The organism is Serratia rubidaea, assembly GCF_016026735.1.
Taxonomy (GTDB): domain Bacteria; phylum Pseudomonadota; class Gammaproteobacteria; order Enterobacterales; family Enterobacteriaceae; genus Serratia_B; species Serratia_B rubidaea.
Window position 1 is genome coordinate 3494856 of record NZ_CP065640.1, and the last position, 15952, is coordinate 3510807.

General features: G+C 59.5%; 15 protein-coding genes. 6 read left to right on the forward strand and 9 right to left on the reverse strand.

Features of this window, described 5'->3' with window-relative positions; translation table 11 throughout:
- Genes I6G83_RS16345 through I6G83_RS16360 form a run of 4 tightly spaced genes read left to right on the forward strand, consistent with a single transcriptional unit; the run spans window position 1 to window position 4410 of the window.
- Entirely contained in the window at window positions 1-1599 is a 1599-nt protein-coding gene (locus I6G83_RS16345) for an asparagine synthase-related protein (protein ID WP_054306456.1), read from the forward strand.
- On the forward strand, window positions 1596-2555 hold the full coding sequence (locus I6G83_RS16350) for a TauD/TfdA family dioxygenase (RefSeq protein WP_054306457.1): 960 nt from the start codon (window positions 1596-1598) through the stop codon (window positions 2553-2555). The genes I6G83_RS16345 and I6G83_RS16350 overlap by 4 nt, the downstream gene beginning before the upstream one ends.
- Window positions 2552-3793, forward strand: coding sequence for an MDR family MFS transporter (locus I6G83_RS16355; RefSeq protein ID WP_054306458.1), 1242 nt, complete (start codon window positions 2552-2554; stop codon window positions 3791-3793). The genes I6G83_RS16350 and I6G83_RS16355 overlap by 4 nt, the downstream gene beginning before the upstream one ends.
- Complete coding sequence (locus I6G83_RS16360) at window positions 3790-4410, forward strand: alpha/beta fold hydrolase (RefSeq protein WP_054306459.1); 621 nt, start codon at window positions 3790-3792, stop codon at window positions 4408-4410. Before I6G83_RS16355 ends, I6G83_RS16360 begins: the two co-directional genes overlap by 4 nt.
- A 49-nt stretch (window positions 4411-4459) precedes the next feature.
- Here I6G83_RS16360 and I6G83_RS16365 read toward each other — a convergent pair whose 3' ends face one another.
- The 5 genes from I6G83_RS16365 to hflD all read right to left on the reverse strand — a co-directional run bounded on the left by I6G83_RS16365 (window position 4460) and on the right by hflD (window position 10085).
- Window positions 4460-5581, reverse strand: coding sequence for a ribosomal protein uL16 3-hydroxylase (locus tag I6G83_RS16365; protein WP_054306460.1), 1122 nt, complete (start codon window positions 5579-5581; stop codon window positions 4460-4462).
- A gap of 108 nt (window positions 5582-5689) precedes the next feature.
- Entirely contained in the window at window positions 5690-7144 is a 1455-nt protein-coding gene (gene phoQ / locus I6G83_RS16370; RefSeq protein WP_054306461.1) for a two-component system sensor histidine kinase PhoQ, read from the reverse strand.
- A 5-nt stretch (window positions 7145-7149) separates the two neighbouring features.
- Window positions 7150-7821, reverse strand: coding sequence for a two-component system response regulator PhoP (gene phoP / locus I6G83_RS16375; protein ID WP_015671991.1), 672 nt, complete (start codon window positions 7819-7821; stop codon window positions 7150-7152).
- 245 nt (window positions 7822-8066) lie between these two features.
- Window positions 8067-9437, reverse strand: coding sequence for an adenylosuccinate lyase (gene purB, locus I6G83_RS16380; RefSeq protein ID WP_054306462.1), 1371 nt, complete (start codon window positions 9435-9437; stop codon window positions 8067-8069).
- Between the two features lie 21 nt (window positions 9438-9458).
- A complete protein-coding gene (gene hflD / locus I6G83_RS16385) occupies window positions 9459-10085 on the reverse strand; it encodes a high frequency lysogenization protein HflD (RefSeq protein WP_015671993.1) in 627 nt (208 codons plus the stop codon).
- A 298-nt stretch (window positions 10086-10383) separates the two neighbouring features.
- Here hflD and I6G83_RS16390 point away from each other — a divergent pair, with 298 nt between their 5' ends.
- Window positions 10384-11751 carry a Fic family protein gene (locus I6G83_RS16390; protein ID WP_072186127.1) on the forward strand — a complete coding sequence of 456 codons (1368 nt, stop codon included), beginning with the start codon at window positions 10384-10386 and terminating at the stop codon, window positions 11749-11751.
- A 30-nt stretch (window positions 11752-11781) separates the two neighbouring features.
- Here I6G83_RS16390 and mnmA read toward each other — a convergent pair whose 3' ends face one another.
- From mnmA to rluE, 4 genes are all read right to left on the reverse strand, one after another.
- The gene (gene mnmA / locus I6G83_RS16395; protein ID WP_054306469.1) at window positions 11782-12885 is read right to left on the reverse strand and encodes a tRNA 2-thiouridine(34) synthase MnmA; all 1104 of its coding nucleotides are present in this window, start codon (window positions 12883-12885) and stop codon (window positions 11782-11784) included.
- Window positions 12886-12982: 97 nt separating this feature from the next.
- On the reverse strand, window positions 12983-13429 hold the full coding sequence (locus I6G83_RS16400; RefSeq protein WP_015671995.1) for an NUDIX hydrolase: 447 nt from the start codon (window positions 13427-13429) through the stop codon (window positions 12983-12985).
- Window positions 13430-13438: 9 nt separating this feature from the next.
- Window positions 13439-13774, reverse strand: a complete 336-nt coding sequence (locus I6G83_RS16405; protein ID WP_054306464.1) for a lysozyme inhibitor LprI family protein — start codon at window positions 13772-13774, stop codon at window positions 13439-13441.
- A gap of 19 nt (window positions 13775-13793) precedes the next feature.
- Entirely contained in the window at window positions 13794-14420 is a 627-nt protein-coding gene (gene rluE, locus I6G83_RS16410; protein WP_062778974.1) for a 23S rRNA pseudouridine(2457) synthase RluE, read from the reverse strand.
- Between the two features lie 132 nt (window positions 14421-14552).
- Here rluE and icd point away from each other — a divergent pair, with 132 nt between their 5' ends.
- On the forward strand, window positions 14553-15806 hold the full coding sequence (gene icd, locus I6G83_RS16415; RefSeq protein WP_015671998.1) for an NADP-dependent isocitrate dehydrogenase: 1254 nt from the start codon (window positions 14553-14555) through the stop codon (window positions 15804-15806).
- The last annotated feature ends 146 nt before the right edge of the window (window positions 15807-15952 follow it).

Here is a 15952-nt window from a genome sequence, read left to right on the forward strand (position 1 = left end):
ATGTGCGGCATAGTGGGTTACCTCGGCGCGGAGATCCCCTCCGCGCGCTTTCAGGCCGCGTTGGCGCAGCTGCGTCACCGCGGGCCGTACGGCGAAGGCAGCGTTGCGCTGCCGCACGGCGGGCTGGCGATGACGCGTTTGCCGATGTCCAGCGCCGCGCCGACGCCGTTGCCGGTCAAAACGCCGCAGGGCTATGCGGCCTACAACGGAGAGGTGTACGTGCGCGGCGCGGATATCCATAAGGAAATCGCGCTGCTGCTTGACGGGATGGCGCAGGGCCGGCTGCCGGACGGCATGTTTGCGCTGGCGTCCTGGGACGCGCAGCGCGCCACCCTGACGCTGCTGCGTGACGGATTGGGCATTAAACCGCTGTATTACTGTTACCGGCCGGCAGACGGCAGCCTGGCTTTCGCGTCGGAAATCAAACCGCTGCTGACGCTGGTCGGGCAGGTCGCGCCAGACTATGGGGCGATAGCCGAACTGGTGGCCACCGGCGTTCCGCTGAGCGAGCAGACTCTGTTCAGCGGCGTGCGGCTGTTGCAGCCGGGGGAGAGACTGGTGTTCGCCCTGGAGGACGGACGGGCGCAGCTGCTCCGGCGCGATAGCGTCGCCGGCGCGGCGGAGGCGGCGGAACTGCCGTTGGACGCGGCGCTGGAGCGCGCGGTGTCATTCGGCCGGGAGACGTTTCGGCCGAGTGCGCTGTTGTTGAGCGGCGGTATGGACTCCAATCTGCTCAATACCTATCTGGAGCCGGACTATCCCAAATTCCATCTGGCGCTGGAACAGGACGCGGAACCGATGCTGCCGCAGCGCAACCTGCAGCGGGTGCCGTTGCGGCAGACGGATTTTATGGCGGTGCTGCGGCGCGCAGTCGCCAATTTCGGCAGTGCGACCCGCATGTCCAGCCTGGTGATGTACCAGCAGTTGGCCGATGCGATTGGCGACGCCGGCTACCACTGCGTGCTGCTGGGTGAGGGAGCCGATGAACTGTTCTGGGGCTATCCGCGCCATGTGGCGTTGTGGCGGCAGGGGGCGGCGCCAGCGCCGCGTGAATTCTGCCGCGCCTGGTTCGGCGATTATGCCGCCAAGGCCGAGCTGCTGGCGCCGGACGTGGGGCGCGCGCTGGTCGCACGGATTGACGCGTTGGGGGACAGTGCGTTGCAAGGGGGCAGCGAAGCGGCCATCGACGGCTTCGACCGGCGTTATTCGCTGGAGCCGCTGTTGCGGCGCGCCGATCACTTGCTGATGTCGCGCACCATTGAGGCGCGCACTCCCTATCTGCATGCGGGGGTTCCGGCGTTGGCCGGCGCGGCGCCGCGCATTGTTGATGGTCTGGCGAAGGCGCCGCTGTCGGCCCTGCTGCAGCGCCGTTTGCCAGCGTGGCGCTATCAGCCGAAACGCCATTTCCGTTTACCTTTCAGCCACTGGCCGCAGGTCGTCGAGGCCATGCGTCGCTACCTGTCGGCGCATGGCGAGAGCCTGCGTCAGCTGGGGCTGGTCAATCTGACGCCGGAGACGTTGACGACGATCGATGCGGCGCAGTTGTTCACATTAACCACGCTGTCGTTCTGGCAGCAAGAGTATGAGGTGGCGTTATGACTTTTTCCCGCTACCCGCGGCCGCGCGCATGGCGCGGTAATGCGGTGTTTGACGCTTCACGTCACTTTGCCGCCGGTTTGGAAGGGGTGATCCGCACCCTGTCGCAGGGGCGTTTACCGGGCGGTGACGTCGTCGACCTGCGCCGCCGGCTGCATCAGGAACTTGAACAGGGCACCGGCGTACTGCTGCACGAGTCCGAGATGCTGGCGTCATTGCCGGAAAGCGAGTTTCGCCGCGTGTTCCAGGCGCTGTGCGTATGGTTGGGGATGCCGGTGCCGATCAACCGTCAGGGGCAATACCTGAAGGAGGTGCGGGATCACGGCATGCGCGATGAGATTAATGCGCCGCAGCGTGGACATCTCACCAACCAGGAACTGGCGTTCCATTCCGATCGCGCCGATATCACCGTGTTGGGATGCTGGTCACCGGCGGCGCAGGGTGGGCAGTTCCGTATCCGCTCGTCGGCCGATGTGGTGGAGCAGTTAGAGCAACGGCGGCCGCACTGGCTGAAGTTGTTGACCGAGCCTATTCCTCACGATCTGCGTGATGAGGGCGGGGCGCCCTATGCGCAGGTGCCGTTGCTGACCGAGAGCGAGAGCACTTTCACGCTGCGCTATATTCGCAAATTCAATGAATCTGTGGTGCGGCACGGTCTGACGCTGCCGGATGCGGTCAGACAGATGCTGGACGAGATCGATGCGGTGATCGAACAGCCGGGCCATTATGCTGAACTGGACTTCAGGCGGGGGAGCATCGTCATGGTGAATAACCATATTTCGCTGCATGCCCGCACCCGGTTTGAAAATAGCGCCGACTATCAGCGCTGTCTGCTGCGCTGCTGGCTCAGCAGCGAATTTACCCGACCGCTGCCGGACAGTTTTATGCCGCTGTTCCATCATACCCATGCCGGCGTACTGCGCGGCGGCATCTGCGTGGCGACAGAGGTCTCGTCATGAGTGTCGGCACCTTCAACTGGGAGCGATTCCGTACGCTGCCGGCAGAGATCCATCTGATGTTGGCGGGCACGCTGCTGACGCGCGGGGCCTATTATATGGTCTGGCCATTTCTGGCGGTGCTGCTTTACCGGCAGTTCCATCTGTCGGCGACGGCGATCGGCGTGCTGCTGGCGGTGGCCACGGTGTGCGGCGCGCTCAGCGGCGTGTATACCGGCTGGCTGTCGGACCGCTTTGGCCGCCGGCGTCTGATATTGGGCGGCACCACGCTCAGCGCGCTGGCGTTTGTCGGGCTGTGTCTGGGCAATCATCCGGCGCTCTACGGGGTGGGCATCGCCGGCGTCAGCATCGGCTGCGCACTGCTGGAGTCAAGCTGCAAGGCGCTGATTGGCGACCGGGTGCAGGATAAGTCTTCGCGCGAGCTGGCGCTGTATTGCCGTTACTATGCGATCAATATCGGCGCGGCGGTCGGGCCGCTGTTTGGCGTCACCGTCGGACTGGCGGCGCGCAGCGGCACCTTTCTGACTACCGCCGCGGTCTACTTTTGTTACGGCATTCTGCTGTGGCGCATGCTGCGCGGCGAGACGGCGCGTCATCATCCCGCCGGTGCATCCCCGCCGCCGCCGGGGTTCTTCGCCACCTGCGGCGTGATGCTGCGCCACCGCCTGTTTTGCCTGCTGCTGCTGTGCAATACGCTGGCGGCGCTGGTTTACGCCAATTTTGACTCCAGTCTGGTGCAGTACCTGACCCGCAGCGGCATACCGGACGTGGTGCATATGATCGCCGTGCTGGTGGCGATCAATGCGCTGACCATTGTGCTGGCGCAGTTCCCCCTGCTGCATCTGCTGCAGCGTTACTCATCGGGCGGACGTTTATTAATCGGCATGCTGCTGATGCTGGCGGCGCAGTTTTTGTTTGCCTTTTCGCCGCTGAGCAGTTTTTTCGCGCTGGGGATCGCCACCGTGATCCTTAGCCTGGGTGAGCTGATTGTGTTTCCCACCTTCAGCGTGGCGGTCGATCAGATTACCCCGGACGCCGTGCGCGGCAGTTACTTTGGTGCGGCCAACCTGTATAGCCTGGGCAGTGCGCTGGCCCCGCTGTATGGCGGGTTGATGCTGGATCATCTGGGCGGACGCGCGCTGTTTCTCGGCCTGGCGGCGCTCTGTGCGCTGATCATGGTATTGCAGGGGAGCGCCAACGCGCTGAAACGAACGCAGGAAGAGGAGGTGCAATCGTCATGAATCAACGTGTGATTATCTCCGGCTTTTTTTTACGCCAGAACGCCTGGCCGTCGGCCGCGGACGCCCAGTGTTTTGACGACTGGCGGGATGTGCAGGGTATGGATCTCAACGGGTGGCTGGACAGAGCGCAGGCGGCGCTGGCGACGTGCGTGGAACCACTGACCCTGTGCGGGCACAGTTTCGGCGGCTATCTGGCGCAGTGTCTGGCCGCCAGGCTCGGTGAGCGCGTCAGCCATCTGTGCTTGTTCAGCGGGCTGGTCAGTGAGGGCGGCAGCGCGCTGGAAAGCTATCAGGAAAGCCGGCAGAGCGCGCTGATGTCGCTGTGCCGGCTCGAGGCGGCGGAGGGGCAGATTCGGTTGCAGGAGCCGGCGCGATTTTGCGAGCTGTTGCAGGCGTCCGTCGCGTTGGCAGCCAGTGAGCCGGCGCAGATGCTGTTGGATGCGCCGCCGCCGGCGGTGCGGAAACTGCGCTGCCGGGTCAGCTATGTGATTCCGCTTAACGATGCGCTGACGCCGGTGGCGACGCAGCAGCATTTCGCCCGGCGGCTGAATGCCCGTGAAATTTATTGTCCGGGCGGACATCTGTCGCCCCTGCGTCAAGCCTGGGATGTGGCCTGAAAAAAAGCCCCCGGCAGGCGGGGGCTGATAACGCGTCGTAGCGGCGGCGTCAGTCGTTAAAATACCAGTAGCCGTTGTTGATCAGGGCGGTCAGCAGGGCGAGGAAGGAAGGATCGTCGACGGCGTCCCCCAGCAGCCCGGCATCGACGCTGAAGTGTTGGCACAAGGCATCGGCGGCCTGCAGATGCTCGGTATCAATCAGCTCCCCGTTGACGAAGCAGCGGTCGCCGACGCGCAGCACGCGCAGTCCGCCCAGACGCTGCAGGGTTTCGCCCTGTTGCAGCAGTTCGTAGATTTCACCGGCCTGATACGGCGGCTCCGGCGGCGCGACGTCCAGCTCGTGGCGCGACTGCGAAATAAACTCGCCGAACCACTGCTGGAAGTGCTCCGGCTGCTGCACCAGATCCAGCATCATCGTCCGCAGCGCATCCACCTCCTGCGGCAGCACCTCGGCCGGGTGCTCACGCAGCTGAATATCGGGGTCGCTATAGCGCTGGCTGCCCAGCTCGCGCGCCAGTACGTAATCGGCGAAGCCGCTGATCAGCTCCCGGCCGTTGGGCGTGCGGAAACCGACCGAATAGTTGAGCGCGTTTTCCAGCGCGTAGCCCTCATGCGGGAAGCCCGGCGGGATATAGAGAATATCGCCCGGCTCCATCTCTTCATCGATAATGGCGTCGAACGGCTCCACCTGCAGCAGGTCCGGATGCGGGCAGTGCTGCTTCATCGGCACTTTTTCCCCGACGCGCCAGCGGCGGCGGCCGGTGCCCTGAATGATAAATACGTCGTATTGGTCGAGGTGCGGCCCTACGCCGCCGCCCGGCACCGAGAAGGAGATCATCAGATCGTCCATGCGCCAGTCCGGCAGCTGGCGGAACGGGCGCATCAGCGCGCCGGAGGGCTCGTGCCAGTGGTCCACCGCCTGCACCAGCAGCGACCAGTTGTTTTCACCCAGGTGGTCATAACTTTCGAAAGGCCCGTGCGCCACCTGCCAGCGCCCGTCCTGATGGCTGACGACTCGGCTGTCTACCTCATTTTCCATTGCCAGCCCGGCCAGTTCGTCCGGAGAGATCGGATCGATAAAGTTTTTAAAGCCGCGCTTGAGAATCACCGGACGCTTTTGCCAATAACGCTGCAGAAAATCGCGCCAGTCCAGATCTAATTGATAATCCATGTTGTATTCCAGGAGAGGAGTGTGCCTGTAGAGGATTATATACTCTTCGCCGCTGAAGCTGCAGCATTGTCGGCAGAGATCCGGCGCGTGGCGCGCCGGTGTGCGGCATTATTCGCCGTGTGCGTCGTACTGGCGGGCAAAGGTGACCATCATGCGCGCGCCGCCGAGCGGGCTGTCGGCGATGGCGATCTCCCCGTCATACTGCTCGATAATTTCCGCCGCCACCGACAGGCCCAGCCCCTGACCGGGGCTGAGGGTGTCGACGCGCTGGCCGCGCTGGAAGATCAGCGAGCGTTTGCTCTGCGGAATGCCGGGGCCGTCATCGTCCACCACGATGGTCAGGTGTTCGTCGGAGTGCAGGGTGGTGACTTCGACAAACTCCAGGCAGTATTTACAGGCGTTTTCCAGCACGTTGCCCATCACTTCCATAAAGTCGTTTTTCTCGCCGATAAAGGTGACCTCCGGCGAAATATCCAGCGTAATCACCACGCCCTTACGCTGGTAGACCTTGTTCAGCGCCAGGCTCAGGCTGTCGAGCAGCGCCGGCACCGAGTGGATCTCGCGCGTCAGCACCGTTTGCCCGGAGTTGATGCTGGCGCGGTGCAGGTAATAGCCAATCTGCTGCGAGATGCGGCCGATCTGCTCCAGCATGATCGGCTCCGCCTCTTCGATAGTGGTCTGCTTGCCGGAACGCAGCGAGCGCAGCGTCGTCTGCAGCACCGCCAGCGGCGTTTTCAGGCTGTGGGTCAGGTCGGACAGCGTGGTGCGGTACTTGGTGTAACGCTGACGCTCATTGCGCACCAGAATATTGAGGTTGCGCACCAGGCCGCGCAGTTCGCTGGGGGGATTTTCATCCAGCTGCTCGCGTTCGCCGTTTTCCAGATCGCCGACCTGATGGATCAGCGTTTTGATCGGCCGCAGGCTCCAGTAGGCGGCCAGCCACAGCAGCGGCACCACCAGCAGCAGGTTGGCCAGCAGCACGTAGCTGAACCACTCCCACACCACGTCCGAGCGCTGCAGCTCCTGCGGAATGGAGTCGACCACCACGATGGTCAGCGCCGGCAGGCGCGCGGTGGCGGCATAGGTATTGACCGCCACCGAGTGGGTTAACGCATTTTGGTCGGAGGCGTCGTAATCCTTCAGCTGATCCTGCGCCTTGGGGTTATCGCCCAGCACTTCGCTGCTGATGCGGGTGTCGGTGTCGATTTCGTAAAATCCGGCTTCTTTCAGCCATTTTTTGTCGATCAGCCTTTCCAGCTCGGGCATCTGGCGCTGGCTCCACAGCAGGTGGCCGTGCTGATCATAGATAAACACCAGCGTCGGGGAGTTCAGATCGATATCCGGCGGAATGGCGATGGTGAGTTTTTGGTCCTTCCACTGGGCCAGGCTGAAAAACAGATTGCTCTCGCTGCGCAGCAGGCGGAAGGCGGTTTTGTCGAAGCTGACAATATAGCCGACCACCGCCACCAGGCCGTAGGAGAGCGACAGCGCCAGAATGACGCCGGCGGTCGCCATCAGAAAGCGGGCGCGCAGCGAGAACGGTTTTTTATCCCTGTTGAACATAACACTCACTTAATGTCGAAGCGGTATCCCTGGCCGCGCACCGTGGTGATCACCTCCTGCGGGTGTTCAGCCTGGAGCTTTTTACGCAGCCGGCCCATCAGCACGTCGATGGTGTGGCTTTCGCGCAGTTCGGCGTCGGGGTAGAGCTGCAGCATCAGCAGATCTTTGCTCACCACCTTGCCGGCGTTGCGGATCAGCGTTTCGATGATGGTGTATTCAAACGCCGTCAGCTTGATCTGCTGCTCGTTGACGCACAGTTCGCGGCGCGACAGATCGATCTGGAAGGGCGGCAGCACGATCACCTGCGAGGCGAGGCCGCTGTTGCGGCGCATCAGGGCCTGCATACGGGCGATCACCTCTTCCAGGTGGAAAGGCTTGGTGACATAGTCGTCGGCGCCGGCTTCCAGCACCGCCACTTTGTCCTGCCAGCTTTCGCGGGCGGTCAGCACCAGAATCGGCAGTTTGACCTGGTGCGCGCGCCAGCGGCGGATCAGCGCCAGCCCGTCTTCGCCCGGCAGGCCGAGATCGACAATGGCGATATCCGGCGCATGTTCCTGCAGGAAATAGTCCGCTTCCTTGCTGTCTTCCGCCGCGTCGACCTGATGTCCCATCTCGCGCATCTGCACCGAAAGGTGATGACGCAGCAGACCGTTATCTTCAACCACCAGTATTCGCATCGATAATCTCCTGTTTTCGCGCGGGTGCGGCTCCAATCACCCAAATTATATAGGTATCACGCAATTAAGCACGGTTTTCCCGGATTGCGGGAGCGGATTACGGCTTAATTATCGGCAGCGGCCGGTAAACGTTGATTCAACGACGGCAGGGTGAAGTTAAACCAAACTTAAACGGAACGGGGGTGGTGAGGGCGGGGGGATGAAAAAGGCGGCCCGGAGGCCGCCTGGCTGCGCATAAGCGCGGATTATTTCAGCTCGTCCACCATGGTGGTGGCGCGGCCGATATAGTTGGCCGGCGTCATCGCCTTCAGACGGGTTTTCTCCTCTTCCGGCAGCGCCAGGCCGTCGATAAACGCCTGCATGCCGGCGGCGTCCACGCGTTTGCCGCGGGTCAGCTCTTTCAGCTTCTCGTACGGCTTTTCAATGCCGTAGCGGCGCATTACGGTCTGGATCGGCTCGGCCAGCACTTCCCAGTTGTGGTCCAGTTCATCCAGCAGGTGCGCCTGGTTCACTTCCAGCTTGCTGATGCCCTTCAGGGTGGCCTGATAGGCGATCAGCGCATAGCCGATGCCCACGCCCAGGTTGCGCAGCACGGTGGAGTCGGTCAGGTCGCGCTGCCAGCGGGAAACCGGCAGTTTGCTCGCCAGGTGGCCCAGCACGGCGTTGGCCAGGCCCAGGTTGCCTTCGGAGTTTTCGAAGTCAATCGGGTTAACCTTGTGCGGCATGGTGGAGGAGCCGATTTCGCCGGCGATGGTCTTCTGCTTGAAGTGGTTCAGCGCGATGTAGCCCCAGATATCGCGATCGAAGTCGATCAGGATGGTGTTGAAGCGCGCGATGCAGTCGAACAGTTCGGCGATGTAGTCGTGCGGTTCGATCTGGGTGGTGTACGGGTTCCAGGTAATGCCCAGTGAGGTGACGAACTCTTCGCTGAAGCGGTGCCAGTCCACTTCCGGGTAGGCGACGATGTGCGCGTTGTAGTTGCCGACGGCGCCGTTGATTTTACCGAGGATCTCGACGCGCTCCAGCTGGCGGTACTGACGCTCCATGCGGTACGCCACGTTGGCCAGCTCTTTACCGACGGTAGACGGCGTGGCCGGCTGGCCGTGGGTGCGGGACAGCAGCGGGATATCACGGTATTCCTGCGCCAGTTTGGCGATGGCGTCGATGGTCTGACGCCAGTAAGGCAGCACCACGTCCTGACGGGCGGTGCTCAGCATCAGCGCGTGGGACAGGTTATTGATATCCTCGGAGGTACAGGCGAAGTGGATAAATTCGGACACCGCGTGCAGCGCCGGTACTGCCGCCACTTTTTCCTTCAGAAAATATTCGACCGCTTTCACATCGTGGTTGGTGGTGCGCTCGATGGTTTTGATGCGCTGGGCGTCTTCTTCGCTGAATTCTGCCACGATCTTGTCGAGGAAAGCGTTTGCGTCGGCGTCAAAAGCAGGAACTTCCTTGATTTCTGCGCAGGCCGCCATTTTTTGCAGCCAACGTACTTCAACCTGTACGCGGAATTTCAGCAGGCCGAATTCGCTGAAAATGGTGCGCAGTGCGCTGACTTTATCACCGTAGCGTCCGTCAACGGGGGAAACGGCGGTCAGTGAGGATAATTCCATCGGTAGCAACTCCTGGGAAAATTAACAATGAGCAACGATATTTTGCGCCTGCGTGAACAGACGATTACGGGAAAACATTAACTGCAGGCGGCTGCCGCCGACCTGTTGCCACAGCACGGCGGCGCGGATGCCGGCCAGCAGCGTGGCGCGCACCTTGGCCTGCACCTGGCTGTTTTGCAAAATGGCCGGTGAGCCGGTGACCTGAATGCGCGGCCCCAGCGGGCTGACTACGTCGACATAGATGCCCGCCAGTGCGCTGATAATGGTGTCGGATTCCAGCTCGAAGTGCGCCAGCTGGCGCTCCAGCTGTTCAAGGCGTTCGCCGAGGGTATTCATCGCCTGCTTGTTGGCGTTGAGCTTGCGCTCCAGCACCATCAGGCTGATGGTGTAGCGGGTCAGTTCGGCGCCGGGGCCTTTATTGTTGGCGTTCAGTACGCCCATCAGCGTTTCCAGGCCGACTTTCAAATTACGCTCTTCACCGCCGAATACCGCCAGCGTGGAGGCGGGGTTCATCTGCAACAGGCTGCTGAGCGAGGTGTGCAACGCTTCGCGGTCGCATTGCCCTTCGTGCGCCAGCTGCTGAACCAAACGCGCTGACTGGCTGATTCCGGCCATGGCCAACGTGATGTCATAATAATTCTTCGCCACGAATACTCCTGTATACGGTACATGGCTTACGGTGACAGGCTGCGTGGCGGCAAAATGATAACCTCTGCCCGCGCCGGTAACGATAATGATCGTGAATGTTGCGAATGATGCCATAAAACTCTGGCTAAACCCAGCGTGAATAGGTTATTTGACGCGGTGGGTTGGAAGGATAGGGAAGATTTCCATTGTTTGCATGAAAACTAAGCGTTGGAAGGTGTTTTCTGCTGACATTTGACTTGTTTTAGATGAGTAATAGCGCCATCATTACCTCAATTTCCACTCTTTTTGAGGTGAAGTGATGAGAGTTACGCCACCACCTAAACTCAATATTACTGATGTTAATATTGATTCGCCCTCAGCTTTGGTAGATAAATATCACCAAATTACAGATAAATACCTTCATTACGACGAGTTGAGGCATCGAGTCAGGCAGCAGCAAGAACTCGACAGTATGTGGTTTGTCATCAACTTGACACGTACTATTTCACTAAAACGCTTTTCGTTGCTGGCATTAGCTGAAGATGAAAACAAACCCGGCATTAGTACCACTGGGGTAATACAGCGTTCATGTTCAATTGTTGATCGTTTAACTTCTTCGGCGGCGGAAGCCGAGCGCTATGAAGAATTTGATGCTGGCGATTATCTTATGGCTGAGTTAGTTGCTGCGGAATCTATCGCATCCAGTCAGTTGGAAGGGGCGGCAACAACGAGCCGAGTTGCGTTGGAGATGATCAAAGTTGGCAGATTACCGCGGGATGAAAGTGAAAAAATGATCATGGGGAATTACCGCATGATGAATTTTGTTGCTGAACATGCGGGGGATGAGGTCACTCTGGATTATATTCTTGAGTTGCACCGTGTTGCGGTCGTTGGTGTCAATGATGATAACTATGCGCCAGGCCAGTTCCGGCAGGGTGAAGATAATGTTGCGGTTGTTGATTTGGAGGGAAATGTGATTCATACCCCACCGCCAGCAGCGCAGCTCCAGGAACGGCTCACTCGATTGTGTGAATTTATCAACACACCGCATGAAACGTATCAGGGGGAGAAATACTTACACCCGTTGGTTAAGTCGAGCATTATCCATTTTATGATGGGTTATTTGCACCCATTCAGAGATGGTAATGGTCGTTCCGCAAGAGCGTTGTTTTATGCATACATGCTTAAATGCGGTTACACCGCCTTTCGGTATATCTCCATTAGTAAATTGCTCAAAAATGCGCCGGCGCAATATGTGAAGTCCTACCTTTATACGGAAACTGACGGTATGGATTTGACCTATTTTGTTAATTATCAAAGTGAAATTATTGCCCGCGCCGTACAGGAGTATATCGACTATATTCGCAACATCATTCGTACGCGTGAGGAGCTTACTCGCTGGTTCTACCGTTCCGGCCTGTTGACCAAGTTGAACGGACGTCAGCGGGATATTGTTCTGATGGCGATCAGTCAACCTGGTGTATTGTTCTCGGCAAGTGAGATTGCCGAACGGATGGGGGTGGCGGAAAATACGGCAAGGGATGATCTGAAAAAGCTTGCAGAATTAGGGATCATGCGGGTTTTAAAAGAGGGTAAAGGCAAGGTATATACTTCGCCAAAAAGTATTCGTGATTTGAAGAAGTGGCATCAGAAAAAAAATAGCGTCTTGAGTACTCAAGACTGGTAACCAAGGGGCTAGCCCCTTGGTTAATACCGTTTATAATGGCAGGCGCTGTTCGATGATACCGCCGCCCAGGCAGATTTCGCCCTGGTAGAACACCGCCGACTGGCCCGGCGTGACCGCCGCTACCGGCTCGTCGAAGCGCACTTCGATGCGCTGCTCGTCGATCGGGGTGATGGTGCACGGCAGATCCTGCTGGCGGTAGCGGGTTTTCACCGTACAGCGCAGCGGGGCGGTCAGCGGCTGGCGATCGACCCAGTGCAGCTGTTGGGCGATCAGGCCGACCGACATCAGGCGCGGATGGTCGTGGCCCTGAGCGACGATCAGGAGGTTGTTGGCGACGTCTTTGTCGACCACGTACCACGGATCTTCGCTGCTGTCTTTCATACCGCCGATGCCGAGCCCTTTACGCTGACCCAGCGTGTGGTACATCAGCCCCTGATGCTGGCCGATGGTCTGACCGTCGACGGTCACGATCGGGCCGGGCTGCGCCGGCAGGTAGCGGCCGAGGAAGTCGCGGAACTTGCGCTCGCCGATAAAGCAGATGCCGGTGGAGTCTTTTTTCTTGGCGGTGACCAGCTCCAGCTGTTCGGCGATGCGGCGTACCTCCGGCTTTTCCAGCTCGCCGACCGGGAACAGGCTCTGCGCCACCTGCTCGTGGCTCAGGGTATACAGGAAGTAGCTCTGGTCTTTGTTGCCGTCAACGCCGCGCAGCAGGCGGCTCTTGCCGTCAACGTCCTGGCGGCGCACGTAGTGGCCGGTGGCGATATAGTCGGCGCCCAGATCTTCGGCGGCGAACTCCAGGAAGGCTTTAAACTTGATCTCTTTATTGCACAGGATGTCCGGGTTCGGCGTGCGGCCGGCCTTGTACTCTGCCAAAAACAGTTCGAACACGTTGTCCCAGTATTCCGCCGCGAAGTTGACCGTATGCAGCTCAATGCCGAGTTTGTCGCATACCGCCTGAGCGTCGGCCAGATCGGTCGCTGCGGAGCAGTACTCTTCGTCATCGTCTTCTTCCCAGTTCTTCATAAACAGCCCAGCGACCTGGTAGCCCTGTTGCTGTAACAGATAGGCGGTAACGGAAGAGTCGACGCCGCCGGACATACCGACGATTACTTTTTTCTGGCTGTTGTCTGACATGGGGATCTCACGAACTTGAACACGAACCGTGCTGATAAAAAAACAGGCGCAGGATTTTACCACGATGGCGGCCTGCGCGCACGGCACTTATTGTGCTTCAGTACGGCCAGTTAAAACTGCCGATCAGCGAGAGCGGGTAGCGCTCGGGCTGCCGGTAGCAGCGCAGGCTCTCCGCCACCAGCGGCGAGCGCAGGTTGGGGGCGTGCAGAATCTCGTCGGCGCTGAGCCACAGACAGCGGTCGATATCGCTGTCCTGCGGCGCGGTCGGCGCGATCTCCGGCAGTTCGACGACGAAGCAAAAGCGCAGGAACGGCGTGCCGTCCGGCGCGATCCACTGATGCATCTTCAGGAACGACTGCGGCGCGGCGCGGATGCCGGTTTCTTCCCACAGTTCGCGCTCGGCGGCCTGCAGCAGCGTCTCGTCGGCCTCCAGGTGGCCGGCGGGCTGGTTCCACAGCGCCTTATGGTTCACGGTCTCTTCGACGATTAAAAACTTGCCGGCGGCGTGCACCACGTTGGCGACGGTAACGTGCGGTTTGAACATGGCGCCTCCTTACAATGGCCGGTCGATTTTGTTGTAAATCGCGTCCAGCTCGCCGATGCGCTGGCGGTAGCTGTTGCTCAGGCAGTCGACGTCGCCGCCGCACTGTTTACGCGTTGCCAGCCAGCGGCTTTGCTGGTCCTGCATTTCGCCGCGAAAGCCCATGGCGAACAGGCCGCGCAGAAACTGATACTTGGTGGCCATTTCAACGTCTTTATCGCTCAGCGAGCGGCTGGCGCAAATCGCCTGTTCATCCTTGGCGACCGCCTGGCGGCAGTCGAAACTGGCGGCCTGCGCGCCGGCGGCGCACAGCAGCGTGGTTAACAGCAGGGTAGGTAACGTTTTCATGGCGCAACTCTCCGATTGGCTACGGTGAATCCGTGGTTTTCCATTCACCGGGCTGCAAGTCGCCCAATGAAAGATTACCCATACTGTAGCGAATCAGGCGCAGGGTAGGGAACCCGATATGCGCCGTCATGCGACGCACCTGACGATTTCGGCCTTCATACAGCGTGATTTTCAGCCAGCTGGTGGGGATACTTTTGCGCTCGCGGATCGGCGGCGTACGCGGCCACAGCCAGGCGGGTTCCGCCACCCGTTCGACGCCGGCGGGCAGGGTGGGGCCGTCCTTCAGCGTCACGCCGCTGCGCAGCGGCGCCAGATCGCTCTCCTGCGGATCGCCTTCTACCTGGACGTAATAGACTTTGCCGGTGCGTTTGCCCGGCTGGGTGAGCGCCGCCTGCAGTTTACCGTCGTTGGTCAGCACCAGCAGCCCTTCGCTGTCGCGGTCCAGGCGGCCGGCGGCGTAGACGTCGTTAAAGGGAATAAATTCCTTTAGCGTGGCGCGGCCGGCTTCATCGGTGAACTGCGGCAGCACATCGAAGGGCTTGTTGAATAACACCACCCGGCGCGGCCCCGACGCCGCGGGGCGTTTGGCGCTATTCGGTCGGCTGAATCGTTTAACTTGGTGTTTTTTAACAGGGAATTTATTCATATCTATTGTACTTGCGAATGATAGGCGCATTATAACTGAATCCGTTTCGGATTGGCGCGGATTGAATATTCGAGTAGTATTGACACGCATCTTACAAAGCATTAACAAAAATTGCGCTTGAAGGAGAGGTTGATGGAAAGCAAAGTAGTTGTTCCGGCAGAAGGTAAAAAAATTACGGTCGATGCCCAGGGTAAACTGGTTGTTCCGCATAACCCGATCATTCCGTTCATCGAAGGCGACGGTATCGGCGTTGACGTGACCCCTGCCATGATTAATGTGGTTAATGCTGCAGTTGAGAAGGCTTACCACGGCGAGCGTAAAATCTCCTGGATGGAAATCTACACCGGCGAAAAATCTACCCACGTTTACGGGAAAGACGTGTGGCTGCCGGAAGAAACTCTGGACCTGATCCGCGATTACCGCGTTGCCATCAAAGGCCCACTGACCACCCCGGTCGGCGGCGGTATCCGTTCTCTGAACGTTGCCCTGCGTCAGCAGCTGGATCTGTATGTCTGCCTGCGCCCGGTGCGTTACTACCAGGGCACCCCTAGCCCGGTTAAACACCCAGAACTGACCGATATGGTGATCTTCCGCGAAAACGCCGAAGACATCTACGCCGGTATCGAGTGGAAAGCCGGCTCTGCCGAAGCGGATAAAGTGATCAAATTCCTGCGCGACGAGATGGGCGTGCAGAAAATCCGTTTCCCAGAGCAGTGCGGCATCGGCGTGAAGCCATGTTCAGAAGAAGGCACCAAGCGTCTGGTGCGTGCGGCGATCGAATATGCGATCGTCAACGACCGTGACTCTGTGACTCTGGTTCACAAAGGCAACATCATGAAGTTCACCGAAGGTGCCTTCAAAGACTGGGGCTACGAACTGGCGCGCGAAGAGTTCGGCGGCGAACTGATTGACGGCGGCCCGTGGCTGAAAATCAAAAACCCGAACACCGGTAAAGAGATCGTGGTTAAAGACGTGATCGCCGACGCCTTCCTGCAGCAGATCCTGCTGCGTCCGGCGGAGTACGACGTGATCGCCTGTATGAACCTGAACGGCGACTACATCTCTGACGCACTGGCTGCGCAGGTTGGCGGCATCGGCATCGCGCCGGGCGCCAACATCGGCGACGAGTGCGCGCTGTTCGAAGCTACCCACGGCACCGCACCAAAATATGCCGGCCAGGACAAAGTGAACCCAGGTTCCGTTATCCTGTCTGCAGAAATGATGCTGCGTCACCTGGGCTGGTTCGAAGCGGCTGACCTGATCGTTAAAGGCATGGAAGGCGCCATTGCCGCCAAGACCGTGACCTATGACTTCGAACGCCTGATGGAAGGCGCTAAGCTGCTGAAATGTTCAGAGTTTGGCGACGCTATCGTCGAACACATGTAATGTGTTGAGCGTTTGATTGAAAACGGGAGCCTGAGTGCTCCCGTTTTTTATGCCCATTGCAACGTTATGGGGTCAGTCCGAGATGGCGATAGAACCTCATATTCATCCATAAAATCTATCTTTCTTTACCGATCAATACCCTACAA

Coding starts and splice junctions, on each gene's coding strand:
- I6G83_RS16345 (WP_054306456.1), top strand. CDS start 1: ATGTGCGGCATAGTGGGTTACCTCGGCGCGGAGATCCCCTCCGCGCGC.
- I6G83_RS16350 (WP_054306457.1), top strand. CDS start 1,596: ATGACTTTTTCCCGCTACCCGCGGCCGCGCGCATGGCGCGGTAATGCG.
- I6G83_RS16355 (WP_054306458.1), top strand. CDS start 2,552: ATGAGTGTCGGCACCTTCAACTGGGAGCGATTCCGTACGCTGCCGGCA.
- I6G83_RS16360 (WP_054306459.1), top strand. CDS start 3,790: ATGAATCAACGTGTGATTATCTCCGGCTTTTTTTTACGCCAGAACGCC.
- I6G83_RS16365 (WP_054306460.1), bottom strand. CDS start 5,581: ATGGATTATCAATTAGATCTGGACTGGCGCGATTTTCTGCAGCGTTAT.
- phoQ (WP_054306461.1), bottom strand. CDS start 7,144: ATGTTCAACAGGGATAAAAAACCGTTCTCGCTGCGCGCCCGCTTTCTG.
- phoP (WP_015671991.1), bottom strand. CDS start 7,821: ATGCGAATACTGGTGGTTGAAGATAACGGTCTGCTGCGTCATCACCTT.
- purB (WP_054306462.1), bottom strand. CDS start 9,437: ATGGAATTATCCTCACTGACCGCCGTTTCCCCCGTTGACGGACGCTAC.
- I6G83_RS16390 (WP_072186127.1), top strand. CDS start 10,384: ATGAGAGTTACGCCACCACCTAAACTCAATATTACTGATGTTAATATT.
- mnmA (WP_054306469.1), bottom strand. CDS start 12,885: ATGTCAGACAACAGCCAGAAAAAAGTAATCGTCGGTATGTCCGGCGGC.
- I6G83_RS16400 (WP_015671995.1), bottom strand. CDS start 13,429: ATGTTCAAACCGCACGTTACCGTCGCCAACGTGGTGCACGCCGCCGGC.
- I6G83_RS16405 (WP_054306464.1), bottom strand. CDS start 13,774: ATGAAAACGTTACCTACCCTGCTGTTAACCACGCTGCTGTGCGCCGCC.
- rluE (WP_062778974.1), bottom strand. CDS start 14,420: ATGAATAAATTCCCTGTTAAAAAACACCAAGTTAAACGATTCAGCCGA.
- icd (WP_015671998.1), top strand. CDS start 14,553: ATGGAAAGCAAAGTAGTTGTTCCGGCAGAAGGTAAAAAAATTACGGTC.